The following is a 19950-nucleotide window of genomic DNA, read 5'->3' as shown; positions in this document are numbered from 1 at the left end:
TCCCGAGTCCCGAGTCCCGGCTCTATTTACCAGCTACCGGTCTGCTTGAACTCTTCGATGCCCTTCTTGAAAGCGGCCTCGATCTCGTCGCCCCAGCCGCCAGTCGCGTTGACCTTGTCGATCAGCTCGCCCTGGGTGTTGGCGAAGTGGGCGTGCAGGCCCTCTTCGAACGAGCCGATCTTGCCGACCGGCACGTCGTCCAGGTAGTTCTCGTTGACCGCGTAGATCGACAGCGCCTGGTTGGCGATGGACATCGGCTGGTACTGCTTCTGCTTCATCAGCTCGGTCACCCGCTGGCCGCGCTCGAGCTGCTTGCGGGTGGCTTCGTCCAGGTCCGAGGCGAACTGCGCGAAGGCTGCGAGCTCACGGTACTGGGCGAGTGCGATGCGGATGCCGCCCGACAGCTTCTTGATGATCTTGGTCTGGGCCGAGCCGCCGACGCGCGAGACCGAGATACCGGCGTTCACGGCCGGGCGGATGCCGGCGTTGAACAGGTCGGTCTCCAGGAAGATCTGGCCGTCGGTAATGGAGATCACATTGGTCGGCACGAACGCGGAGACGTCGCCGGCCTGGGTCTCGATCAGCGGCAGCGCGGTCAGCGAACCGGTCTTGCCCTTCACCGCGCCGTTGGTGAACTGCTCGACGTACTCCTCGGACACGCGCGCGGCACGCTCGAGCAGCCGGCTGTGCAGGTAGAACACGTCGCCCGGATAGGCTTCGCGACCCGGCGGGCGCTTGAGCAGCAGCGAGATCTGGCGGTAGGCAACGGCCTGCTTGGACAGGTCGTCATAGACGATCAGCGCATCTTCGCCGCGGTCCATGAAGTACTCGCCCATGGTGCAGCCCGAGTAGGCGCTGATGTACTGCATCGCGGCCGACTCGGACGCGGTCGCGGCCACCACGATCGTGTGGGCCAGCGCGCCGTTCTCTTCCAGGCGGCGCACCACGTTCGCCACCGAGCTGGCCTTCTGGCCGATCGCGACGTACACGCATTTGATGCCGGTGCCCTTCTGGTTGATGATCGCGTCGATCGCCAGGGCCGACTTGCCGGTCTGGCGGTCGCCGATGATCAACTCGCGCTGGCCGCGGCCGATCGGAATCATCGAGTCGACGGTCTTGTAACCGGTCTGCACCGGCTGGTCGACCGACTTGCGCCAGATCACGCCGGGGGCGACGCGCTCCACCGGCGCGGTCAGGGTGGCGGTGATCGGGCCCTTGCCATCGATCGGCTCGCCCAGCGCGTTGACCACGCGACCGAGCAGCTCCGGGCCGACCGGCACCTCGAGGATGCGGCCGGTGGTCTTCGCCACATCGCCCTCGCGCAGGTGCTCGTACTCGCCAAGCACCACCGCGCCGACCGAGTCGCGCTCCAGGTTCAGCGCCAGTGCGAAGCTGGACGCTCCGTCTTCAGCTCCAGGCAGCTCGACCATCTCGCCCTGCATCACGTCGGCCAGGCCGTGGATGCGCACGATGCCGTCGGCCACCGAGGTGACCGAGCCTTCATTGCGGGCCTCGGCGGTCAGCTTGACCTTCTCGATGCGGGTCTTGATGAGTTCGCTGATTTCGGACGGGTTGAGCTGGGAGGTTGCCATTGTCGTTTCCTTGTCGTGCGTCGCGAACTGCGGCGCGCGGGGTGCTTTAATTTCGTATCGAGAATCGAGAACGGTAAAACTTGAAAGTGGCCAAAGCCGATGGCGCCAGGCACTAGCTTTTCCCGCTTTCTGTTTCCTGTTTCCTAATCCCGCTTCATCAATTGGCCAACGCGGTCCGCAGGCGCGCGAGCTTGCCCTTGAGCGAGCCGTCGATCACCACGTCGCCGGCGTCGATCAGCGCGCCGCCGATCAACGACTCGTCGATCGCGGTTTCGATCTCGACCTCTCGACCGAAGCGCTGCCTGAGCGCCATCCGGATCGACTCGAGCTCCGCTGCCGGCAGTTCGCCCGCGGTGGTGACGCGGGCCTTGACCACGCGGTCGGCGTCGGCGCGCAACTCCTGGAACAAACCGGCGATCTCCGGCAGCAGCGACAGGCGGCGGTTGTCGGCGAGCAGCGTCAGGAAGCGCGCGAAGGTCTCGTCGCTGCCATCTGCGGCCAGCAACGTCACCGCATCGCCCGGCGCCAGTTGCGGATGGCCGAGCAGCGCATGCACCTGCGGATCGGCGGCCACGCGCGCGGCGAACGCGAGCGCATGCGACCACTGTTCGGTGCGGCCGGCCTGGTCGGGACCGTCCCCACGCGACAGCGCGAACGCGGCGCGAGCGTAGGGGCGGGCGAGGGTCAGGGGCTGGCTCATGGCGTGCTCAGATCTCCGCCGCGAGCTCGTCGAGCAACGCCTTGTGGGCGCTGGCATCGATCTCGCGCCGCAGCAGCTTCTCGGCGCCGCTCACCGCCAGCGCCGACACCTGGCGGCGCAGGTCCTCGCGGGCACGGTTGCTGGCCGCCTCGATCTCGGCCACCGCCAGCGCCTTCTGCCGCTCGGCTTCGGTGATGGCCTCGTTCTTGGCGTGCTCGACGATCTGGCTGGCCCGCTGGTGCGCCTGGTCGATGATCTCGTTGGCCTTGCCACGCGCCTCGCGCAGCGCCGCGTCGACCTGCTCCTGCGCCTGGGCCAGGTTCTTCTGGCTCTGGTCGGCCGCGGCCAGTCCTTCGGCGATCTTCTTCTGGCGCTCTTCGATCGCGCTCAGCAGCGGCGGCCAGATCTTGGTCGCGATGATCCAGATCAAACCGGCAAACGCCAGCGCCTGGGCGATGAGGGTGAAATTGATATTCATGCGTAACGTTCTGCCAGAGGTGCTGGGTCGGAGGCGTGCGGGTTCGCCCGCCCCCTTGTCCGTACCGACGGGCCGCCCGCAGGCAGCCCGTCATGGCACGACCGGAGCGTGCCGGCCGGCTCAGCCGGCGAGGAGGGCCAGCTGCTCGGTGAACACGGTCACCAGCGGGTTGGCGAACGCCAGCAGCAGCGCCACCGCGACGGTGATGATGAACGCGGCGTCGATCAGGCCGGCGGTGATGAACATGCGGACCTGCAGGACCGGGATCAGCTCCGGCTGACGCGCGGCGGACTCGAGGAACTTGCCGGACATGATCGCCAGACCGAGACCGGCACCGAGCGCGGCCAGGCCGATCATGATGCCGACGGCCAGTACGGTGGAAGCCTGGACTTGGGCGAGGTTGGCGAGGATGGATTCCATGGTTTTCTCCGAATCGTGCTTGAGGTTGAACGTTGAGGGATGAAGCGAAACTTTGAAGCGGGACAACAAGGTGAGGTCGGGCGATGCGATCAGTGCGTGTCTTCCGACAGGCTCAGGTAGACGATCGACAGCATCATGAAAATGAAGGCCTGCAGCGGGATGACCAGCAGATGGAACAGCATCCAGCCCAGGCCGAACAGGCCACCGGCGAATGCGCCGATGATGCCCGCGCCGCCGAGCACCCAGATCAGCAGGAACACGATCTCGCCGCCGAACATGTTGCCGAACAGTCGCATCGCCAGCGAGATCGGCTTGCTGACCCACTCCACGATGTTGAGTATCAGGTTGAACGGCAGCATCCACTTGCCGAACGGCGCTGTCAGGAATTCCTTGGTGAAACCGCCCAGGCCCTTGGAGCGCAGGGCGAAGAACAACATCAGGAAGAACACGCTGATCGACATGCCGAGCGTGGCGTTGACGTCGGCGGTCGGCACCGGCTTCCAGTAATGCACGCCGACCCAGGTCAGAGGAACCGCGATGAAGTCCGCCGGGATCATCTTGATGAGGTTCATCATGAGGATCCAGAAGAACAGCGTGATGGCGATCGGCGTCACCAGCTTGCTGCTTCCGTGGTAGGTGTCCTTGGCCTGGCGGTCGACGAACTCCAGGCAAATCTCGACGAACGCCTGCCACTTGCCCGGCACGCCGGCGGTCGCACGGCGGGTGGCCATCCAGAAACTGAATACGATCAGCAGGCCCATCAACACCGAAGTGATGAGCGTGTCCAGGTGCAACGTCCAGAAAGCGCCCTCGCCGATCGGCGCGGTCAGGTTCTGGAGGTGGTGCTGGATGTACCCGGTGGGCGTCAGCTCTTGCTCGACCGCCATGCGTCCTGAACCCCGATAGAAATTTTGTAGATGTTTGAATTTGAACCGGCCTGAGACCGGCTTCGCGCAGGATCAGCGCCGGATCGTGGCGAGCATCTGCGCGATCAACGCGACCACGATGCCCAGCAGCAGCGGCAGCGGCGGCAAGCGCCAGACAGCCAGACCCAGCAACAACATCACCACCACCAGCAACCACTTCGACACCACGCCCGCAAACCAGCGGACCATCACCACGTTGGCCGGCTGGATACCGCCGCCGACCATCAGCCGCGCTGCGATCGCCCCGCCCAGCAGCATCGCGCCACCGCCGACCAGGACCGCCGCGGCGTGCGGCACGCCACTGGCGAGGAACGCCAGCGCCAGCAGCGCGGTCGAGCCGGCCTGCCAGGCGAGCGTGCGCAACGCCAGGCGACGGCCTGCAGACAATGGATCGTGCATGCGGACCCGTCGTAGGAGGCGGACACCAGAGCGCCCGGGTGAGCCGCAGAATTATAGAGGGCGCACGCAGAAGCGGCAACCGACCCGCTGCGCCACGGCCTGCACCGGTCGCCGCGATAGCCGGCCGCTATGGATCCGTCGGAGAACCGCAGCGGTTGAACGCCCGCCCCGCCGGGAAGCGATCCGATGGAACCTTTCGGCTAAGGCCGGGTCAGAGCCTGGGAACGCTCCGCCTCTCTCCTCGTCAATGGCAAAGACAGCGGTGGGTTCAAGAAGCCCCGGCCCCGGCCGGGGTTTCGCTTTTCCGGCCTCCGGCAATCACAGGAAGGCCCGCATTTGTAGGAGCGGCCGATGGCCGCGATGAAAGCCAGGCCACCGCGCCTGTCCGGTTCGCGTTCGCGCCCATGGGGCGCTCCTACGAATCACGAGCGCTTTTGTAGGAGCGGCCCATGGCCGCGATGGAATCCGGACCACCGCGCCTGTCCGATTCGCGTTCGCGCCCACGTGCGCTCGCGCCACGGCGGCGGCAGCGGACCGGCCTACTTCTTTTTGGGAATGTAGAGATCGGTGATAGTGCCGTCGAAGACCTCGGCAGCCATCGCGACCGACTCGCTGAGCGTCGGGTGCGGGTGAATGGTGTGTCCGATGTCGCCGACCTCGCAGCCCATCTCGATCGCGAGCGCGATCTCGGCGATCAGGTCGCCCGCATGCACGCCGACAATGCCGCCGCCGATGATGCGCTGGGTAGCCTGGTCGAAGATCAATTTGGTGAAGCCTTCGGTGCGACCGATGCCGATGGCGCGGCCACTGGCCGCCCACGGGAACTTACCGATGCCAACCTTAAGGCCCTTGGCCTTTGCCTCGGTTTCGGTGACCCCGACCCAGGCAATCTCCGGATCGGTGTAGGCCACCGACGGGATCACCCGTGCGACCCATTCTTTCTTCTCACCGGCGGCGACCTCGGCGGCGAGCTTGCCCTCGTGCGTGGCCTTGTGTGCGAGCATCGGGTTGCCGACCAGATCGCCGATCGCGAAGATATGCGGCACGTTGCTGCGCATCTGCCGATCGACCGCGATAAAGCCGCGGTCACTGACCTCCACCCCGGCCTTCTGCGCATCGAGCTTGCCGCCGTTGGGCGCGCGACCGACTGCCACCAGCACCCGGTCGAACACCTGCGCCTCCGGAGCCTGGTCGCCCTCAAACGATACCTTGACGCCTTTCTTCTGCACCTCGGTGCCGGCGGCCTTGGTCTTGAGGTACACCGCCACGCTCTGCTTCTTGAGGCGTTCGGCCAGCGGCTTGACCAGATCGAGGTCGGTGCCCGGCATCAGCTGGTCGGCGAGTTCGACCACAGTGACCTGACTGCCCAGCGCGCGGTACACCGTCGCCATTTCCAGGCCGATGATGCCGCCGCCGACCACGAGCAGCTTTTTCGGGATATCGGCAAGTTCGAGCGCATCGGTGGAGTCCATCACCCGCGCACCGGTGGCGTCCTTCTCGCCCCAGGGAAAGCCCGGCAACTTCACCGCCTGCGAACCGGCGGCGATGATGCATTGCTCGAAGGCGATCAGCTTCTCGCCGTCCTCGCCGTCGACCTGGAGCTCGTTGGCCGAGATGAACCTGCCGGTACCTCCAACCACCCGCACCTTGCGCTGCTTGGCCATGCCGGCCAGGCCCTTGGTCAGCTGCCCGACCACCTTGTCCTTGTAGCTACGCAGCGCATCAAGACCGATCTTGGGCTTGCCGAATTCAATGCCGTAGTCGCTGGCGTGGGCGGCCTCATCGATCACCGCCGCCGCGTGCAGCAGCGCCTTGGACGGGATGCAGCCGACGTTGAGGCACACGCCGCCCAGCTGCGGATAGCGCTCCACCAGCACCGTGTCCAGATCCAGGTCGGCCGCGCGGAACGCAGCGGTGTAACCTCCGGGGCCGGCGCCCAGCACCAGCATGCGGCACTCGATATCGGGCTTGCGACCCGATGGCGCAGCACCCGGGGCCAGCGCCGGTGGGGGCGCCTGCTTGTGGCCGGTGGGCGAGGACGCGGGGCTGCCGGGCGCCGGACCGGGCGAACCCTCGACACGGCCGCCGGCACCGCCATCGCCTTTCCCCTCGCCCGCCGCTGCTGCGCTCGCCGCGGGAGCATCACCCTTCGCGCGGTCCGCTGCCGGGGCGGCAACGGGCGGGGCGCCCTGCGCCTCGCCGCCCGGCTTGTCCGCATCCGTGCCTTCGTCCTCATCTTCGTCTTCCGCTTTCAGCACCGCGATCACGGCGCCCTCGGCCACGTTGTCGCCCAGCTTCACCCGCAGCTCGTGGATCACGCCCGCCGCCGGCGCCGGCACCTCCATCGTCGCCTTGTCGGATTCCAGCGTGACCAGCCCTTGGTCCTTTTCGACCCGGTCGCCAACCGCCACTAGCAGCTCGATGACGGGAACGCCGTCGTAATCGCCGATATCGGGCACTTTCACTTCGGTGGTACGGGCCATCGCAATGCTCTCCAGGTATAGCGGGCCGCGCGGCTAGTCGCGCGCGGAGGGGTCGTTCTCGCCCACGGCGCCTTCCGCCGCGGCGTCTTCGGCGATCTGCTGCTTGACGTCCTGCTCGGCGTCGTTGCTGGACAGCGCCTCGCGCTCGCTGCGGCCCAGCGCCACGCCGGCATCCGCCAGCTCCTCGACGCCGGCGCCATCGTCGCGGCCGACGCCCTGCCACACCGCCATCGCCTCATCGCCGCGGCGTTCAAACAGGCTGCGGATGTGCAGGTCCCGCTGCGGGAATGGGATCTCGATGCGGTACTTGTGCAGCGCCGTCTCCAGCGCCCACAAGTAGGCAGCCTGGACCGCGGAAGGCCGCTTGGTGGCCTCCGCGTTGAGCCAGACCACGAGCTCGAAATCCAGGCTGCTGTCGCCGAACGCCACCAGCCACACTTGCGGCTTGCGCTTGCCTTCGAGATCGAGCGTGAACGGCACCTGCGACGCCGCCTCCAGCGCGGCCTTCTTGACCAGTTCCTTGTCAGTGCCGTACGCCACCCCAAACGGCACCCGCAGCCGGCGCCACACGTCGCGGTAGGTCCAGTTGACCACCCGGCCGCTGACGAACTCCGAATTCGGCACCAGGATGTCGATGTTGTCGTTGGTGACGATGCGGGTCGCGAGCATCTTGATGTCGTGCACCTCTCCGCGCACGTCCGATTCCAGTTCGACGAAATCGCCGACCTTGAGCGATTTGCCAAACAGCAGGACCAGCCCGGAAATGAAGTTGGCGAACAGCGACTGCAGCCCGAAACCCAAGCCGACGCCGATGGCGCCGGCGAACAACGCGAAGCGGGTGATCGGCAGGCCGGCAAACTCCAGTGCGAACAGGATGCCGATCGCCAGCACCACGTAGTGCAGCAGGTGCGTCACCGTATACAGGCCGGCGCGATCGACGTTCTGGTTGTGCCTGGCATAGCGCGCCAGCGCGCGCCGCAGCAGCATCGACAGTCCGAGTGCGACCAGGATCGCGAGCACTGCGGCGAGCAGCCCGCCGACGGTGAGACTGAAGCCGGAGGTGCGGATCAGCGCGAAGTCCAGCACCGGCTGCAGTCCATGCCAGCCCTCGCGGCCGGCGGACTGCGCGGCGTCGCGCACGGTGGCGCCGGCTTGCCCGATCCTGTCCGCGGTGCCGGAGGTGGCCACGCGCGGACCTACAGCAGCACGCGGCGCATGTCGCCCAGCAACTGGGCGAGATAGGCCGTGAAGCGGGCCGCCGCCGCGCCGTCGATCACGCGGTGGTCGTAGCTGAGCGACAGCGGCAGCATCATGCGCGGCGCGAACGCCTGGCCGTCCCACATCGGCTTCATCGCCGAGCGCGACACGCCCAGGATCGCCACTTCCGGCGCGTTGACGATCGGGGTGAACGCGGTGCCGCCGATGCCGCCGAGTGAGCTGATGGTGAAACAACCGCCGCTCATCTGCGCCGGGCCGAGCTTGCCGTCGCGCGCCTTGGCGGCGAGCTCACCGGATTCGCGCGCGATCTGCATCACGCCCTTCTGGTCGCAGTCGCGCACCACCGGCACCACCAGGCCGTTGGGTGTGTCAGCGGCAAATCCGATGTGGAAATATTTCTTCAGCACCAGGGTCTCGCCGCTGGCATCGAGCGAGGCGTTGAAGTCGGGGAACTTCTGCAACGCCGCGACCGATGCCTTCATCAGGAACGCGAGCATGGTCAGCTTGGTGCCGTCCTTCGCCTTCTCGTTCTCCTTGTTGAGAGACACCCGCAGCGCTTCGAGTTCGGTGATGTCGGCATCGTCGAACTGGGTGACGTGCGGGATCATCGCCCAGTTGCGCGCAAGGTTGGCCCCAGACAGCTTCTGGATCCGCGACAGGCTGCGCGTCTCGGTTTCGCCGAACTTGCCGAAGTCGACCTTCGGCCACGGCAACAGGCTGAGGCCACCGCCGCCGCCCGGTGCGCCCGGTGCGCCGCCGCCCTGCATCACGCTCTTGACGTGGCCCTGCACGTCCTCCTTGCTGATCCGCCCACCGCGCGCGGAACCGGTGACCCGCGCCAGGTCGACGCCCAGCTCGCGGGCGAACACGCGCACCGCCGGGCTCGCGTACGGGACCTTATCGGGCAGCAGCTCGTCGGCATCGAAGGCCACCGGTGGCGAGCGTGGCGGGGTGCTCTTGTCGCCGCTCTTGTCGCCGCTCTTGTCATCGCCCTTGCCGCCCGTCTTCGCGGGCGCCGGGGTGCCGCGCTGGGCCGATTCGGTCTCGCGCCTGGCTAGGTTGTCGGATTCAGCGACCGCGACCGGCTCGACTACGCTGTCGGGTTCGGTCGCCTTGGCCTTGTCTTTGGTCGGCGGCGCCGGAGCGGTGTCGGGCTTGGCATCGGCATCGCCCTGCGCCGGTTCGATCATCGCAACCACGCTGCCCTCGGCGATGCTGTCGCCGATCTTGACCTTGAGCTCGCGCACCACGCCGGCAAACGGCGCCGGCACTTCCATGGTCGCCTTGTCGGACTCCAGCGTGACCAGACCCTGGTCCTGCGCAACGGTGTCGCCGACCGCGACCAGCAGCTCGATCACCGGCACGCCATCGTAATCACCGATATCGGGGACGCGTGCTTCCTTCAACTCAGCCATGCTCGGCTCCGCCATTGCGCGAAACCCGTATTGTGGCCGCTGTCGGCGGACCGCGCCATCCGCGATCGGCCCTTCAGGGTCTTGATGACCGGGTCAAGTCAATCGGCGGCGGCGCGTGTCGATGCCGTCGCGTGGCCGGGGCCGACCTCGGCCTCCAGCATATTCAATGGTTGGCCATCGACGCGCACTTCCAGCGCCTCGTCGATCGCGTCAAGCGCCGCCAACTGGCTGCACAAGCGCTCGCCGCGCTCGCCGAGCTCCTGCGCGCGCGACTCGACCTGGGCCTCGATGCGGGCATCCAGGCCTTCCATCCGTTCCAGTCGGCTGGCATCGCCGCTGAACGCAGCGCTGAGAGCGCCGCCGACGATGTCGCCGACCAGGGTCGGAACGACCTCGCGCACCGCTTCCGCTACGCCCTCGCCGATGTCACGGCTGTCGAAGCGGGTCGCGGTGGCCGAACGCGCCAGCCGCGCGTCCAACTGGGCACGCGCCTTGGCCAGTTTGCTGCGGACCACGGCGGGATCATCGCTGAAGCCGGCCGCGACCTCGCCCAACGCGATGAAGGCAATTTCCGCCGCTTCCCAGCCGATCGCCGCGGCCTCCGGCATTGCCGCACGCGCACCGCGCTCGAACTCGGCGATGCGCCGGCTGTCGGCGGCACTCAGTTCGACCCAGCGGTCGTCGACGAACAGCCGGCCGCCACGCATCACGATCGCCTGCGGCGTGCCGCTGTCGCGGGTCAGGATCACGCTGCGTTCGTTGAGGGCGAGCTCGTAATCGCTCTCGATCGAACATTCGATTTCCGCGGCCGCGGCGACACCGCAGACCAGCGGCAGGACGATGATGGCGAACAAACGGCGCATTGCGGTCTCCATTGACGTTCAGGGCATGAGGCGTGGGGCGTTAGGCATGGGGTACTAGGCATTTGCATCGTGCCGGATCGGGGGATGCAATGCCCCTGCCGGTCGGTGGCATGACGTTCGTCACGGACCGGCGGAAGCGATCGGGACCGCGCCGCTGCGCGACTCGCCGGACCCGGCCATCGCCGCGTCGTTCACGACCTCTAGCCCCTCCCCCGGCTAGCGTCGAACGCTGATCCGCGCGGAGAGCCGAACATGACCACCCGACTCGACAAGCCGCTGCGTCGCGAGATCGAGATCGACGAGCGGCTGTACACGCTGACGCTCGATGCGGCCGGCTTGAAGCTGGTCGAGAAAGGCCATCGCAAGGGAGTCGCCCTGCGTTGGCAGGACCTGGTCAACGGCGATGCCGCGATCGCCGCGGCACTGTCGGCCAGCCTCGCACGCTGAGCGAACACCCACGCGCTGACGTACCCCGAGCCCTTGGCGTAGCCAGCATCAGCGCCTATTTTCCTGATAGTGGCCTTGCTCTGATCCGCCTTTTTCGCTCTGATCCGCGTCAACCGCTCTTAACCGCCTCGCCAGACTCAAGGATGCTCCGCCTCGGCATGGATGCGTTCGCGCCGTAGCAGATACAGGCCGCTGGCGACGATGATGCCGGCACCGAGCCAGGTCACCGAATCGGGCAAGACCCCCCACAAGGTCGCGTCCAGGATCACCCCCCACAGCAGGGCGGTGTATTCGATAGGCGCGATCAGCGACGCCTGTCCGACCCGGAACGCTTCGGTGATGGCGTACTGGCCGAGTGCGCCGGCCACGCCAATTGAGAGGATGATCCAGCCGTCCGCCGCGCGGATCGGCACCCAGTCCGGCAGCGCCAGCGCGCCCGCGCCGAGCGCAATCATGGTCATCGCCCAGACCATCATCGACTCGGTGCTGTCGGTGCGCGCCAGCAGGCGCACCGTAATCGCGCTGACCGCATAGGCCAGCGCAGCCAGCAGCACCGCCAGGCCGGCCAGGGTCAGCACGCCCTGCCCGGTCGGACGCAGCACCACCAGCACGCCGGCAAGACCGATGCCGATCGCGGTCCAGCGGCGCGGCCCGACCCGCTCGCGCAGCAACGGCACCGACAAGGCAGTGATCAGCAGCGGTGCGATGAAGAAGATCGAATAGGCGGTGGACAGCGGCAAGGTGCGCAGCGCGTAGACGAACGACGCCATCATCGCCACCCCGAGCACCCCGCGCAGCAGGTGCAACGACCAGCGCACGCGCAGCAGCGAACGCGCGCCGACCGTCGCCAAGGCCCAGGCCAGCACCAGCGGCAACGACGCCGCGCCGCGCAGCGCCGCCACCTGGAACGGCGGGTACTGCCCCGCAAGCGTTTTCAGTCCCGCATCCATCAGCGAGAACGCCGCGACCGCGACGAGCATGGCAATGACCGCACGCGTGGAGTGGGCGTCCGCGGTCATGCCCGGGCACCCAGCGCACGCGACCGCCGCCACAGCCCGAAGGTATACGCAAGGTAGTAGCCGATCAGCAGCCCGCCGACCGCAAGCAGGCTGCCCTGCGCAACCAGCCAGTGCGCCGCGCCGCCATCGAGTTGCCACCACTGCCACGCGCGCACCAGCCCGTACGCGATCCGCAGCGCGACGATCAGGGTCACCGCCAGCACCAGCCAGCGGTTCGGCGTGTAAAACAGCCCGGCCGGGGTGACCTCAAAGTGCGTCAGCCATAGCCCCACGATCCCGACCACCACCCCAAGCGCGAGTCCGACCGCTGCGTACGTCAACGCCAGCGCAATCCAATGGTCCAGCACCCATGCGCTGACCAGCAGTATCAGCACCGATACCAGCAGCAGCGCGCTGTTGATCGCCGACGCCCAACCCCGCGCGCGCCGCCGCAGCTTGCCCCTCCGGTAGCGCTGGATGAGCGCCAGCGGCAACAGCAAGGCCCACAACGCCAGCACGCCGGCCATCAACAGTGGAATCAGCAACAGCGGCATCGGCCGTCTCGCGTCATGGGTGGTGCAGCATAAGGGCGAGCACGCCGACTCGCGCCAGCCCTGCGCCAACGCGGCACACTTGCAGGAGCCGAGCGTCGCGGTTGGCGCCATGGCGGCCAAAGAGCAGGCCGGGCCCGAGAAAGATGGTGGGTCGTGATGGATTCGAACCATCGACCAGCGGATTAAAAGTCCGATGCTCTACCAACTGAGCTAACGACCCACAGCGCCCGGCGTTGCGCCGGGGGCGTGCATTCTAGCGTAACCGTTGTCGGTGTTGCGCGGCGTGCGTGACCCGCTTTCCTGCACCGGTGCCGCGGCGCAGTGCGGTAGAAGACATGTCGCCCGCGGGCTTCAGGCGTAGCGGGTCGGGTCGGCGACGCCGGCGGCGGCGAAGCCTTCGGCGCGCAGGCGGCAGGCGTCGCAGTGGCGGCAGGCGCGGCCTTCGGCATCGGCCTGGTAGCACGAGACGGTCTGGGCGAAGTCGACGTCCAGGCGCACGCCCTGGCGCACGATTTCGGCCTTGCTCATGTGTTGCAGCGGAGCGCGCACGCGAAGCCCCGCGCCCTCGACGCCGGCCCTGGTGGCGAGGTTGGCGAGTCGCTCGAAGGCATCGATGAACTCGGGGCGGCAATCGGGATAGCCGGAGTAGTCGACCGCGTTGACGCCGCAGAAGATGTCCGCCGCGCCCAGCACCTCGGCCCAGCCGAGCGCCACCGACAGCATGATCGTGTTGCGCGCCGGCACGTAGGTCACCGGGATGGTGTCCTTGCCGGCCGCCTCGCCGACCGGATGGCCGTCGTTGTCCAGTGGCACGCAGATACCGTCGTCGGTCAGCGCCGAGCCGCCGATGCTGCGCAGGTCGACGTTGACGGTCTTGTGCGCGACTGCACCCAGAGCGCGGGCGACGCGGTCGGCGGCATCCAGCTCGGAGGTGTGGCGCTGGCCGTAGCGCACGCTCAGCGCGTGCACCGCGAAGCCCTGTTCGCGCGCGAGCGCGATGACGACGGCGGAGTCCATGCCTCCGGAGAGGAGGACAACGGCAGGCTTCATGGGCGAATCATTCATGGTGCGCGACATCATTTCCTTTTCTGTGTAGGAGCGGCTTTAGCCGCGATCGAATACCAAATCGGTCGACCGGTTCCACGATCGCGGCTGAAGCCGCTCCTACAGGGATACGGGAGCTAGCGCCCCGGCGCGTCATCCCACAGGAGCTTGTGCAGCTGCAGCTGAAAGCGCACTGGCAGCCGGTCGGCGACGATCCAGTCGGCCAGCTCGCGCGGTGCGATCTGGCCGAAGCTCGGCGAGAACAGCACGTCGCAGACTTCCCCCAATCCGTGCTCGGCGACGATCGCCTTGGCCCAGTCGTAGTCCTCGCGGCTGCAGATCACAAACTTGACCTGGTCGTGCGCGGTCAGCAGCGCAAGGTTGCTCCACAGGTTGCGGTGCGCCTCCAGGGAACCGGGCGTCTTGATGTCGAGCACGCGCGAGACGCGCGGATCGACCTCGGCAATGTCGATCGCGCCGGAGGTCTCCAGCGACACCTCGTGGCCCGCGTCGCACAGTTGTCGCAGCAATCCGATGCAACGCTTCTGCGCGAGCGGCTCGCCGCCGGTGACGCAGACGTGGCGTGCGCCAAAACCCGCGACTTCGGCGAGAATCGCGTCGATTCCCCACCAGTCGCCGCCATGGAAGGCATACGCGGTGTCGCAGTACTGGCAACGCAGCGGGCAGCCGGTCAGGCGCACGAACACGGTCGGCCAGCCGATGCTGCGCGACTCGCCCTGCAGCGACAGGAAGATCTCGGTGAGTTTGAGGCGGTCCGTCGACGCGGGGACCGCGTCGGGCGCGACAGCGTTCATGGCGCAATTTTAGCCGAGCGCCCGAGGTATGCGCGACCGGATCCCGCAGCGGCGCCACGGCCCTGTAGGAGCGGCCCATGGCCGCGATGCTTTCCGGCCCGACCCGCGGGTGATACCGGCCGCGCCCATGCCTCTACAGGCATGGGGCCGCCCCTTCGAATCAGCGCAGGCGGTTGAGCTGGATCGCGCCCAGCCGGTCCTCGGCGGTGCGGGCGGCGTCGCTGCCGGGATACCGCCGGCTGACTTCCGACAAGGTGCGCTCGGCGGCGTCGAGCTGCTGCAGCCCGTATTGCGACAGGCCGACCTTGAGCATCGCGCCGGCAGCCTTGTCGTGGGTCGGATAGCGCTCCAGCAGCGTCTGGAACTGCTGCTGGGCGGCCTGGTAATTCTGGGTGACGTAGTAGCTCTCGCCGAGCCAGTACAGCGCGTTGGGTGCGTAGCTGCCGCTCGGATACTGGTCGAGGAACGACTGGAACAGGTTCGCCGATTCGGCGTACTCGCCAGCCTTGAGCGCGTCAAACGCGGCGTCGTACGCTTCGCGCTCGCCGGCGCCCTGCGCCAGTGTGCCGGCATCGCCGTAGACCGACGGCGCCGGATCCGGCGTCGGGACGGTCTTGGCGTCCGCGGCCTGGTCGGTCCGTGCGTCCACTGCTTGGCCGCCTTCGATCGGCGCCGCTCCAGCCGGAGGGGCAATCGGCAGATCCGGGTTCATCGGCGCGGCCGCGCCGCTTTCGATCCGGTTCAGACGGCCGTCGAGATCCAGGTACTGGGCGCGCGCGGTCTGCCTGAGCTGCTCCTGCTGGTGGGTGAGTTCCTCCACCTGTGCGCGCAGGGCCTGCACCTCGTCCTTGAGCAGGTTGACCTGCCGCAGCAGGTCGATGTTGGCCTGGTTGTCGCCGGCGCGCTGCTCGAGCAACGCGACCCGGTCAGCCAGGCTCATGCGCTGGGCGGAAGCGGGTGCGGCGGCCACGAGGGCCGCCGCAACCGCGAGACTGACTGCAAAACTACGCATCGGATGACCTGTCGACGGGATTGTTTTTTCCACGGGAACGGCTCCTATGCGCGGCTTTGACAAGCTGGGCATCAACGGGCCCGGCTTCAACGTGCGGTGTAGATGATCTCGACCCGGCGGTTCTTCGCCCAGCACTCTTCGTTGGACGCGGTGCAGGTCGGGCGCTCTTCGCCGTAGCTGGTGACGGTCGTCTGGTTGCCCGAGCCGCCGTTGGCCTGGATCGCCGAGGACACCGAGTTGCCGCGGCGCTCGCCCAGACCGATGTTGTACTCACGGCTGCCGCGCTCGTCGGCGTGGCCTTCCAGGGTCATGCGCGAGGACGGGCGGTCACCCAGGTACTTGGCGTGGCAGCCGACGATCGACTGGAACTCGGGACGCAGGGTGTCCTGGTCGAGATCGAAGTACACCACGCGCTGACGCAGGCAGGCGTCGGAGTCGAGGTCCTCGGGACCAAACGCGGTGGGACCGGCCGGCACCGGCTCGGTGACCGGCGGGGCGCTGGGGACCGGATCGACCGGGGCTTCTTCACGGACCTGCTTGGAGCAGGCGACAGCCGCGGTGCAGAGCACGGCGGCGAGGATGATGCGGGCGGTCTTGTTCATATCAACTTCCTCGTCAATGGCATGGAACAGGGCGGATCAGTCAGGTGGTCAGAGCAGCTATGTCAAAACAGGTGGTGCGGCAAAGTCGAACTCGATATCAGGACAGAGCGATCGGCAGCTCGCGATAGCGAACCGGTGCAGCCATGGACGTCATCGCGCAAGCCGGTACGGCCCCCATGCAGGCTCGCGCACGTCGCCGTCGGCGAGCACCAGGCGCTGTCGCACCCGGCCATCGGCCGACACCGCATAGAGCACGCCCCTGCTTCCCTCGCGCGCAGCATAGATGATCATCGAACCGTTGGGTGCGAAGCTCGGCGACTCGTCCAGTGAGCCGGGCGACAGCATGCTCCAGCGCGGCGAACCCAGCGTGCTGTCCCTCAGCGCAATACGGTAGGTGTTGCCGGCGCCCTGCGCGGTGGCGATCTTCTGGCCGTCGGCCGATACGTCGGCGCTGGCGTTGTAGGTGCCTTCGAACGTCACGCGCGTGGCGCTGCCACCGGACGCCGACACCTGGTAGATCTGCGGCCGGCCGCCGCGGTCGGAGGTGAAGTAGATCGTGTTGCCGTCCGCGCTCCAGGTCGGCTCGGTGTCGATGCCGAAGTGGCTGGTCAGCTGGGTCAGCGCACGGCTGCCCAGGTCCATCACGTAGATCTCCGGATTGCCGCTGCGCGACAGCGTCAGCGCCAGGCGCTGCCCGTCGGGCGAGAACGCCGGCGCGCCGTTGATGCCGCGGAACCGGGCGACCAGCTCGCGGCTGCCCGAGCCGATGTTCTGGATGTAAATCGAGGAGCTGCCGCCTTCGAAGCTGACGTAGGCCAGCCGGCTGCCGTCGGGGCTCCACGACGGCGACAGCAGCGGCTCGGACGAACGCACCACCGTCTGCGGGTTGTAACCGTCGGAATCGGCGACCATCAGCGCGTAACGCGTGTCGCGCCCGGTGCCGGTGGCGGTGACGTAGGCGATGCGGGTGAAGAACGCGCCGCGTACGCCGAGCACCTCTTCGTAGACCGCGTCGGCGATCTGATGGGCGACATCGCGCATCGCATTGCTGCGCGCGGTCAGGGCGAAGCCGAGCAGACGCTCCTGGGTGGCGACGTCGAACAACTCGTATTCGACCCGGTAACTGCCGGCGCCGGCATCCACCACCCGGCCGACGACCAGGTAATCCTGATTCAGTGCGCGCCAGGTCGGATACTTGACCTCGCTGCCGCGGGTGGGGCGCTCGATCAGATCCCCTGCCGGCAGGCTGCGAAACTGCCCGGAGCGGTTGAGGTCGGCGGCGATGACCGCGGCGACATCGGTTTCCGGGGCGGTGCCGCTGCCCTGGTACGGCATCGGCACCACCGCGATCGGCAGGGCCGCGGCACTGCCGCCGACGATGTCGATCTCGAGGCCCTGTTGCTGGGCAGCGGCGGTCAGGGGCAACAGGAGGGCGAGCAGCGCGGCCAGCCAGCGCAGGGGTCGGTTCATCGGCAGTTCCGGGTCAACAACGAGTGATCACAGTGCACAATTGTTAACAGCCTGAACGTGAACGCTGGCTCAAAGCTGAATCGAAGCCCGGCACTGGCTGGGGATCGCCCCCGAAACCACCCGCGTCCTCAGCGGTCCTGCGCGGTGAAGGTGAAGATCAGCGTGCGGTTGAACACCGACTCGAAGCCCGCGTGCGGCAGCGGCTGCGCCTTCAGCACGGCGGCCTCGATCGAGCGCCGGCCCTGCTCGTCGTAGTCGCAGGGCGAGGAGACCTCTGCGCTCATCACCTCGCCGCCGGGCAACTGGCGAATGATGAGTCGGCAGCGCGCGCCCAGCGGCACGGTTTCGGGGCGGGTCCACTTGGACAGCACCGCCTGCTGGATCGCGGCCTGATAGCGCGCCAGCAATGACGCATCGATCCCGTCATTGCCCGGCGGTGCGCTGGCGGCAGGCGCGGGACGGGGCGCCTCCTCGGCGGCGGCGCGGCGACGGGCCTCGGCGACCCGCTGGAGCTGCTGCTCGGCCTGCTCGGCCTCGCGCGCGGCGGCCTCGCGGCGGCGGCGGATGTCGGCCAGTTGCTTCTGCCGCTCCGCCTCCATCTGCGACAGCCGGCGCTGCCGCTCGGCCTCTTCCTGACGGCGGCGCTCGGTCAGGTCGACCTGCTCCTGGCGGCGGCGCTCCTCCTGGCGTTCGCGTTCGATCTCCGCCGGCGTCGGGGTCGGCTGGTCGGTGACCGCGTCCCGGTCCTCGGTATCGGGAATCGGGATGAAATCCTGCGCCCGGGTCTGCGGCGGGGTCGGCGCGTCCTGCGGTACCGGCTCGGGCAGCGGTTGCGGCAGTGGCGCGGCCTCATCGGGCTGCGGCTCGGGCTGCGGCACGGGCGCGGGCAACGGCTGGTCGATGGGCTCGGGCAGGTCCTCCAGGGTGTGGCGCATCGCCACCGAGAGCGCGTTGGCGTCGATCAGCTCGGCCGAGATCGGCGAACCCGCGGCCGAAGCCGGCGGATTGCTGCTGCTCCACCAGAACCCGACGAACATCACCAGGAACAGCACCGCGTGCAGCCCCAGCGCGAGCACCAGGGCCTGCGCATTGTCGGCGCGCGTTTCCCGCATCAGTCAGCGGCCTGCGTCGGTTGGCTCATGAGCCCAACGCGCTCGACCCCGGCGCGCTGCAACAGCACCATCGCGTCCATCACCCGCTGGTAGTCGACCGTGCCGTCACCGGCGACGAACACCGGCACCTGCGGGTTCTGGTTGACGATCGCGCGGATCCGCGCCTCCAGCGCCTCCATGCCGAGCGCCTCGTTGCTGCCGGCCTCCACGGTCAGGAAATAGTTGCCGGCCGGGTCGACGCTGACCACCACCGGGTCCTTCTTCTCCTGCATCGACTTGGCATCCGACTGCGGCAGTTCGATGTCCACGCCCAGGTTCAGCAGCGGCGCGGTGACCATGAAGATGATCAGCAGCACCAGCATCACGTCGATGTAGGGGACGACGTTGATCTCGGCGGTGAGCTTGCGCTTTTTGCGATGGCGACGGATGCCGGTGGTCATGGTGCGGTGCCTCCAGACGGCCGGGACCCGGAAGAAGTCCTCGTCCCCGGGTCTTGCTCTTGCGCTCCCCGGGTCCCGGAAGAAATAAACACTCTCGGCTCTTGCTCTTTCCCGGTCCCCTGTCCCCGGTCCCGGGTCCCGGCTCTACTCGTCATGATGCGTCTGCCGTTCGAGGATCGAGGAGAACTCCTCGGCGAATGCGTCGTAGCGCCCGGCGATGCGTTCGACCTTGGTCGCGTAGCGGTTGTAGGCCCAGACCGCGGGGATCGCGGCGAACAGGCCCATCGCGGTGGCGATCAGCGCCTCGGAGATGCCCGGGGCGACCGTGGCGATCGTGGCCTCCTTCATGTTGGCCAGCCCCTGGAACGAGATCATGATCCCCCAGACGGTGCCGAACAGGCCGACGTAGGGCGCGATCGAGCCGACGTTGGCGAGGAACTCCAGGTTGTGCTCGAGCCCGTCGAGTTCGCGCGCCGAGGACACGCGCATGCCGCGCTGGGCGCCTTCGAGCTGGGTCCGGCTGTCGACGCCGCGACGCTGGCGCTGGCGGCCGTATTCGCGGAAGCCCGATTCGAAGATCGCCTCCAGGCCACCGATCTCGCGGTTGCGCTCGGTGGTGTTGGCGTACAGCTTGGACAACTCCGCGCCCGACCAGAAGCGCTCCTCGAACTGTTCGGCCTCGCGCTCGGCGCGGTCGAGCATCTTCTTCTTGCGGAAGATGATCACCCAAGAGGCGATCGACGCGAACAGCAGCAGCACCATCACCAGTTGCACCGGGATCGACGCGTGCAGGATCAACTGCAGCATGTCGAAGTTGTTGTCGAGCGTGGCCGGCAGTGCGGCCCGGGTCGCCGCGTCGGTCGCCGCACCGGGCAGGGGCTCGACCGTGGCGGCCTGCAACGTGCTCAACAATGGGGTCATGCGTGTTCTCCGTGCCCGTGGTGGGCTTGTTTCCGAATGGA

At 67.7% G+C, this 19950-nt stretch carries 21 protein-coding genes and 1 tRNA gene; 1 reads left to right on the top strand and 21 read right to left on the bottom strand.

Annotated elements, in window-relative coordinates; all coding sequences use genetic code 11:
• Positions 1 to 26 precede the first annotated feature (26 nt).
• The 10 genes from atpA to ACJQWM_RS01520 form a co-directional block, all read right to left on the bottom strand.
• On the bottom strand, positions 27 to 1592 hold the full coding sequence (gene atpA, locus ACJQWM_RS01565) for a F0F1 ATP synthase subunit alpha (protein WP_332703391.1): 1566 nt from the start codon (positions 1590 to 1592) through the stop codon (positions 27 to 29).
• A 157-nt stretch (positions 1593 to 1749) separates the two neighbouring features.
• Positions 1750 to 2292, bottom strand: a complete 543-nt coding sequence (locus ACJQWM_RS01560; RefSeq protein WP_332703393.1) for a F0F1 ATP synthase subunit delta — start codon at positions 2290 to 2292, stop codon at positions 1750 to 1752.
• A 7-nt stretch (positions 2293 to 2299) separates the two neighbouring features.
• Complete coding sequence (locus tag ACJQWM_RS01555; protein WP_332703395.1) at positions 2300 to 2770, bottom strand: F0F1 ATP synthase subunit B; 471 nt, start codon at positions 2768 to 2770, stop codon at positions 2300 to 2302.
• A 120-nt stretch (positions 2771 to 2890) separates the two neighbouring features.
• Entirely contained in the window at positions 2891 to 3190 is a 300-nt protein-coding gene (atpE, locus tag ACJQWM_RS01550) for a F0F1 ATP synthase subunit C (RefSeq protein ID WP_330970337.1), read from the bottom strand.
• 89 nt (positions 3191 to 3279) lie between these two features.
• Positions 3280 to 4077 carry a F0F1 ATP synthase subunit A gene (gene atpB, locus ACJQWM_RS01545; protein ID WP_332703397.1) on the bottom strand — a complete coding sequence of 266 codons (798 nt, stop codon included), beginning with the start codon at positions 4075 to 4077 and terminating at the stop codon, positions 3280 to 3282.
• Between the two features lie 72 nt (positions 4078 to 4149).
• Positions 4150 to 4515, bottom strand: coding sequence for a hypothetical protein (locus tag ACJQWM_RS01540; protein ID WP_332703399.1), 366 nt, complete (start codon positions 4513 to 4515; stop codon positions 4150 to 4152).
• Positions 4516 to 5054: 539 nt separating this feature from the next.
• Entirely contained in the window at positions 5055 to 6998 is a 1944-nt protein-coding gene (gene lpdA / locus ACJQWM_RS01535) for a dihydrolipoyl dehydrogenase (RefSeq protein ID WP_332703401.1), read from the bottom strand.
• Between the two features lie 33 nt (positions 6999 to 7031).
• Positions 7032 to 8186, bottom strand: a complete 1155-nt coding sequence (locus ACJQWM_RS01530; RefSeq protein ID WP_332703403.1) for a mechanosensitive ion channel family protein — start codon at positions 8184 to 8186, stop codon at positions 7032 to 7034.
• Between the two features lie 8 nt (positions 8187 to 8194).
• On the bottom strand, positions 8195 to 9631 hold the full coding sequence (locus ACJQWM_RS01525; RefSeq protein WP_332703405.1) for a dihydrolipoyllysine-residue acetyltransferase: 1437 nt from the start codon (positions 9629 to 9631) through the stop codon (positions 8195 to 8197).
• A gap of 98 nt (positions 9632 to 9729) precedes the next feature.
• Positions 9730 to 10494 carry a DUF2884 family protein gene (locus tag ACJQWM_RS01520; RefSeq protein WP_332703407.1) on the bottom strand — a complete coding sequence of 255 codons (765 nt, stop codon included), beginning with the start codon at positions 10492 to 10494 and terminating at the stop codon, positions 9730 to 9732.
• 252 nt (positions 10495 to 10746) lie between these two features.
• Between ACJQWM_RS01520 and ACJQWM_RS01515 the strand changes: the two genes are divergently transcribed.
• On the top strand, positions 10747 to 10941 hold the full coding sequence (locus ACJQWM_RS01515; RefSeq protein ID WP_332703409.1) for a hypothetical protein: 195 nt from the start codon (positions 10747 to 10749) through the stop codon (positions 10939 to 10941).
• Positions 10942 to 11078: 137 nt separating this feature from the next.
• On the opposite strand, the gene ACJQWM_RS01510 is transcribed toward ACJQWM_RS01515, so the two are convergent.
• From ACJQWM_RS01510 to tolQ, 11 genes are all read right to left on the bottom strand, one after another.
• Positions 11079 to 11960, bottom strand: a complete 882-nt coding sequence (locus tag ACJQWM_RS01510) for a DMT family transporter (protein ID WP_332703411.1) — start codon at positions 11958 to 11960, stop codon at positions 11079 to 11081.
• Positions 11957 to 12493: a CcdC protein domain-containing protein gene (locus tag ACJQWM_RS01505; RefSeq protein WP_332703413.1), complete on the bottom strand. Its 537-nt coding sequence runs from the start codon at positions 12491 to 12493 to the stop codon at positions 11957 to 11959. The genes ACJQWM_RS01510 and ACJQWM_RS01505 overlap by 4 nt, the downstream gene beginning before the upstream one ends.
• Before the next feature lie 144 nt (positions 12494 to 12637).
• Positions 12638 to 12713, bottom strand: a tRNA-Lys gene (locus tag ACJQWM_RS01500).
• Between the two features lie 131 nt (positions 12714 to 12844).
• Positions 12845 to 13543: a 7-cyano-7-deazaguanine synthase QueC gene (gene queC, locus ACJQWM_RS01495; protein ID WP_332703415.1), complete on the bottom strand. Its 699-nt coding sequence runs from the start codon at positions 13541 to 13543 to the stop codon at positions 12845 to 12847.
• 131 nt (positions 13544 to 13674) lie between these two features.
• Entirely contained in the window at positions 13675 to 14352 is a 678-nt protein-coding gene (gene queE / locus ACJQWM_RS01490) for a 7-carboxy-7-deazaguanine synthase QueE (RefSeq protein ID WP_332703417.1), read from the bottom strand.
• Positions 14353 to 14512: 160 nt separating this feature from the next.
• Entirely contained in the window at positions 14513 to 15364 is an 852-nt protein-coding gene (ybgF, locus tag ACJQWM_RS01485; RefSeq protein WP_411306625.1) for a tol-pal system protein YbgF, read from the bottom strand.
• 86 nt (positions 15365 to 15450) lie between these two features.
• Positions 15451 to 15966, bottom strand: a complete 516-nt coding sequence (gene pal / locus ACJQWM_RS01480) for a peptidoglycan-associated lipoprotein Pal (RefSeq protein ID WP_332703420.1) — start codon at positions 15964 to 15966, stop codon at positions 15451 to 15453.
• 150 nt (positions 15967 to 16116) lie between these two features.
• Positions 16117 to 17436 (bottom strand): Tol-Pal system beta propeller repeat protein TolB, encoded by a 1320-nt coding sequence (gene tolB, locus ACJQWM_RS01475; RefSeq protein ID WP_332703422.1) that lies wholly within the window; start codon positions 17434 to 17436, stop codon positions 16117 to 16119.
• Between the two features lie 128 nt (positions 17437 to 17564).
• Positions 17565 to 18548, bottom strand: a complete 984-nt coding sequence (gene tolA, locus ACJQWM_RS01470) for a cell envelope integrity protein TolA (protein WP_411306624.1) — start codon at positions 18546 to 18548, stop codon at positions 17565 to 17567.
• Complete coding sequence (gene tolR / locus ACJQWM_RS01465; RefSeq protein WP_332706249.1) at positions 18548 to 18988, bottom strand: protein TolR; 441 nt, start codon at positions 18986 to 18988, stop codon at positions 18548 to 18550. The genes tolA and tolR overlap by 1 nt, the downstream gene beginning before the upstream one ends.
• A gap of 144 nt (positions 18989 to 19132) precedes the next feature.
• Positions 19133 to 19909 carry a protein TolQ gene (tolQ, locus tag ACJQWM_RS01460; RefSeq protein ID WP_411306623.1) on the bottom strand — a complete coding sequence of 259 codons (777 nt, stop codon included), beginning with the start codon at positions 19907 to 19909 and terminating at the stop codon, positions 19133 to 19135.
• Between the last annotated feature and the right edge of the window lie 41 nt (positions 19910 to 19950).

The sequence above is a fragment of the Novilysobacter longmucuonensis genome (assembly GCF_046600735.1).
In the GTDB taxonomy this organism is placed as follows: domain Bacteria; phylum Pseudomonadota; class Gammaproteobacteria; order Xanthomonadales; family Xanthomonadaceae; genus Novilysobacter_A; species Novilysobacter_A longmucuonensis.
This window is presented reverse-complemented; position numbering and strand designations above follow the sequence as displayed.

Bases quoted from the DNA above. Each gene is read 5' to 3' on its own strand.
- ACJQWM_RS01515 (WP_332703409.1), top strand. From the start codon at position 10,747: ATGACCACCCGACTCGACAAGCCGCTGCGTCGCGAGATCGAGATCGAC.
- tolR (WP_332706249.1), bottom strand. From the start codon at position 18,988: ATGACCACCGGCATCCGTCGCCATCGCAAAAAGCGCAAGCTCACCGCC.
- ACJQWM_RS01540 (WP_332703399.1), bottom strand. From the start codon at position 4,515: ATGCACGATCCATTGTCTGCAGGCCGTCGCCTGGCGTTGCGCACGCTC.
- lpdA (WP_332703401.1), bottom strand. From the start codon at position 6,998: ATGGCCCGTACCACCGAAGTGAAAGTGCCCGATATCGGCGATTACGAC.
- ACJQWM_RS01525 (WP_332703405.1), bottom strand. From the start codon at position 9,631: ATGGCTGAGTTGAAGGAAGCACGCGTCCCCGATATCGGTGATTACGAT.
- atpA (WP_332703391.1), bottom strand. From the start codon at position 1,592: ATGGCAACCTCCCAGCTCAACCCGTCCGAAATCAGCGAACTCATCAAG.
- ACJQWM_RS01505 (WP_332703413.1), bottom strand. From the start codon at position 12,493: ATGCCGCTGTTGCTGATTCCACTGTTGATGGCCGGCGTGCTGGCGTTG.
- tolB (WP_332703422.1), bottom strand. From the start codon at position 17,436: ATGAACCGACCCCTGCGCTGGCTGGCCGCGCTGCTCGCCCTCCTGTTG.
- ybgF (WP_411306625.1), bottom strand. From the start codon at position 15,364: ATGCGTAGTTTTGCAGTCAGTCTCGCGGTTGCGGCGGCCCTCGTGGCC.
- ACJQWM_RS01560 (WP_332703393.1), bottom strand. From the start codon at position 2,292: ATGAGCCAGCCCCTGACCCTCGCCCGCCCCTACGCTCGCGCCGCGTTC.
- ACJQWM_RS01510 (WP_332703411.1), bottom strand. From the start codon at position 11,960: ATGACCGCGGACGCCCACTCCACGCGTGCGGTCATTGCCATGCTCGTC.
- atpE (WP_330970337.1), bottom strand. From the start codon at position 3,190: ATGGAATCCATCCTCGCCAACCTCGCCCAAGTCCAGGCTTCCACCGTA.
- tolQ (WP_411306623.1), bottom strand. From the start codon at position 19,909: ATGACCCCATTGTTGAGCACGTTGCAGGCCGCCACGGTCGAGCCCCTG.
- ACJQWM_RS01555 (WP_332703395.1), bottom strand. From the start codon at position 2,770: ATGAATATCAATTTCACCCTCATCGCCCAGGCGCTGGCGTTTGCCGGT.
- queE (WP_332703417.1), bottom strand. From the start codon at position 14,352: ATGAACGCTGTCGCGCCCGACGCGGTCCCCGCGTCGACGGACCGCCTC.
- pal (WP_332703420.1), bottom strand. From the start codon at position 15,966: ATGAACAAGACCGCCCGCATCATCCTCGCCGCCGTGCTCTGCACCGCG.
- tolA (WP_411306624.1), bottom strand. From the start codon at position 18,548: ATGCGGGAAACGCGCGCCGACAATGCGCAGGCCCTGGTGCTCGCGCTG.
- atpB (WP_332703397.1), bottom strand. From the start codon at position 4,077: ATGGCGGTCGAGCAAGAGCTGACGCCCACCGGGTACATCCAGCACCAC.
- queC (WP_332703415.1), bottom strand. From the start codon at position 13,543: ATGAAGCCTGCCGTTGTCCTCCTCTCCGGAGGCATGGACTCCGCCGTC.
- ACJQWM_RS01520 (WP_332703407.1), bottom strand. From the start codon at position 10,494: ATGCGCCGTTTGTTCGCCATCATCGTCCTGCCGCTGGTCTGCGGTGTC.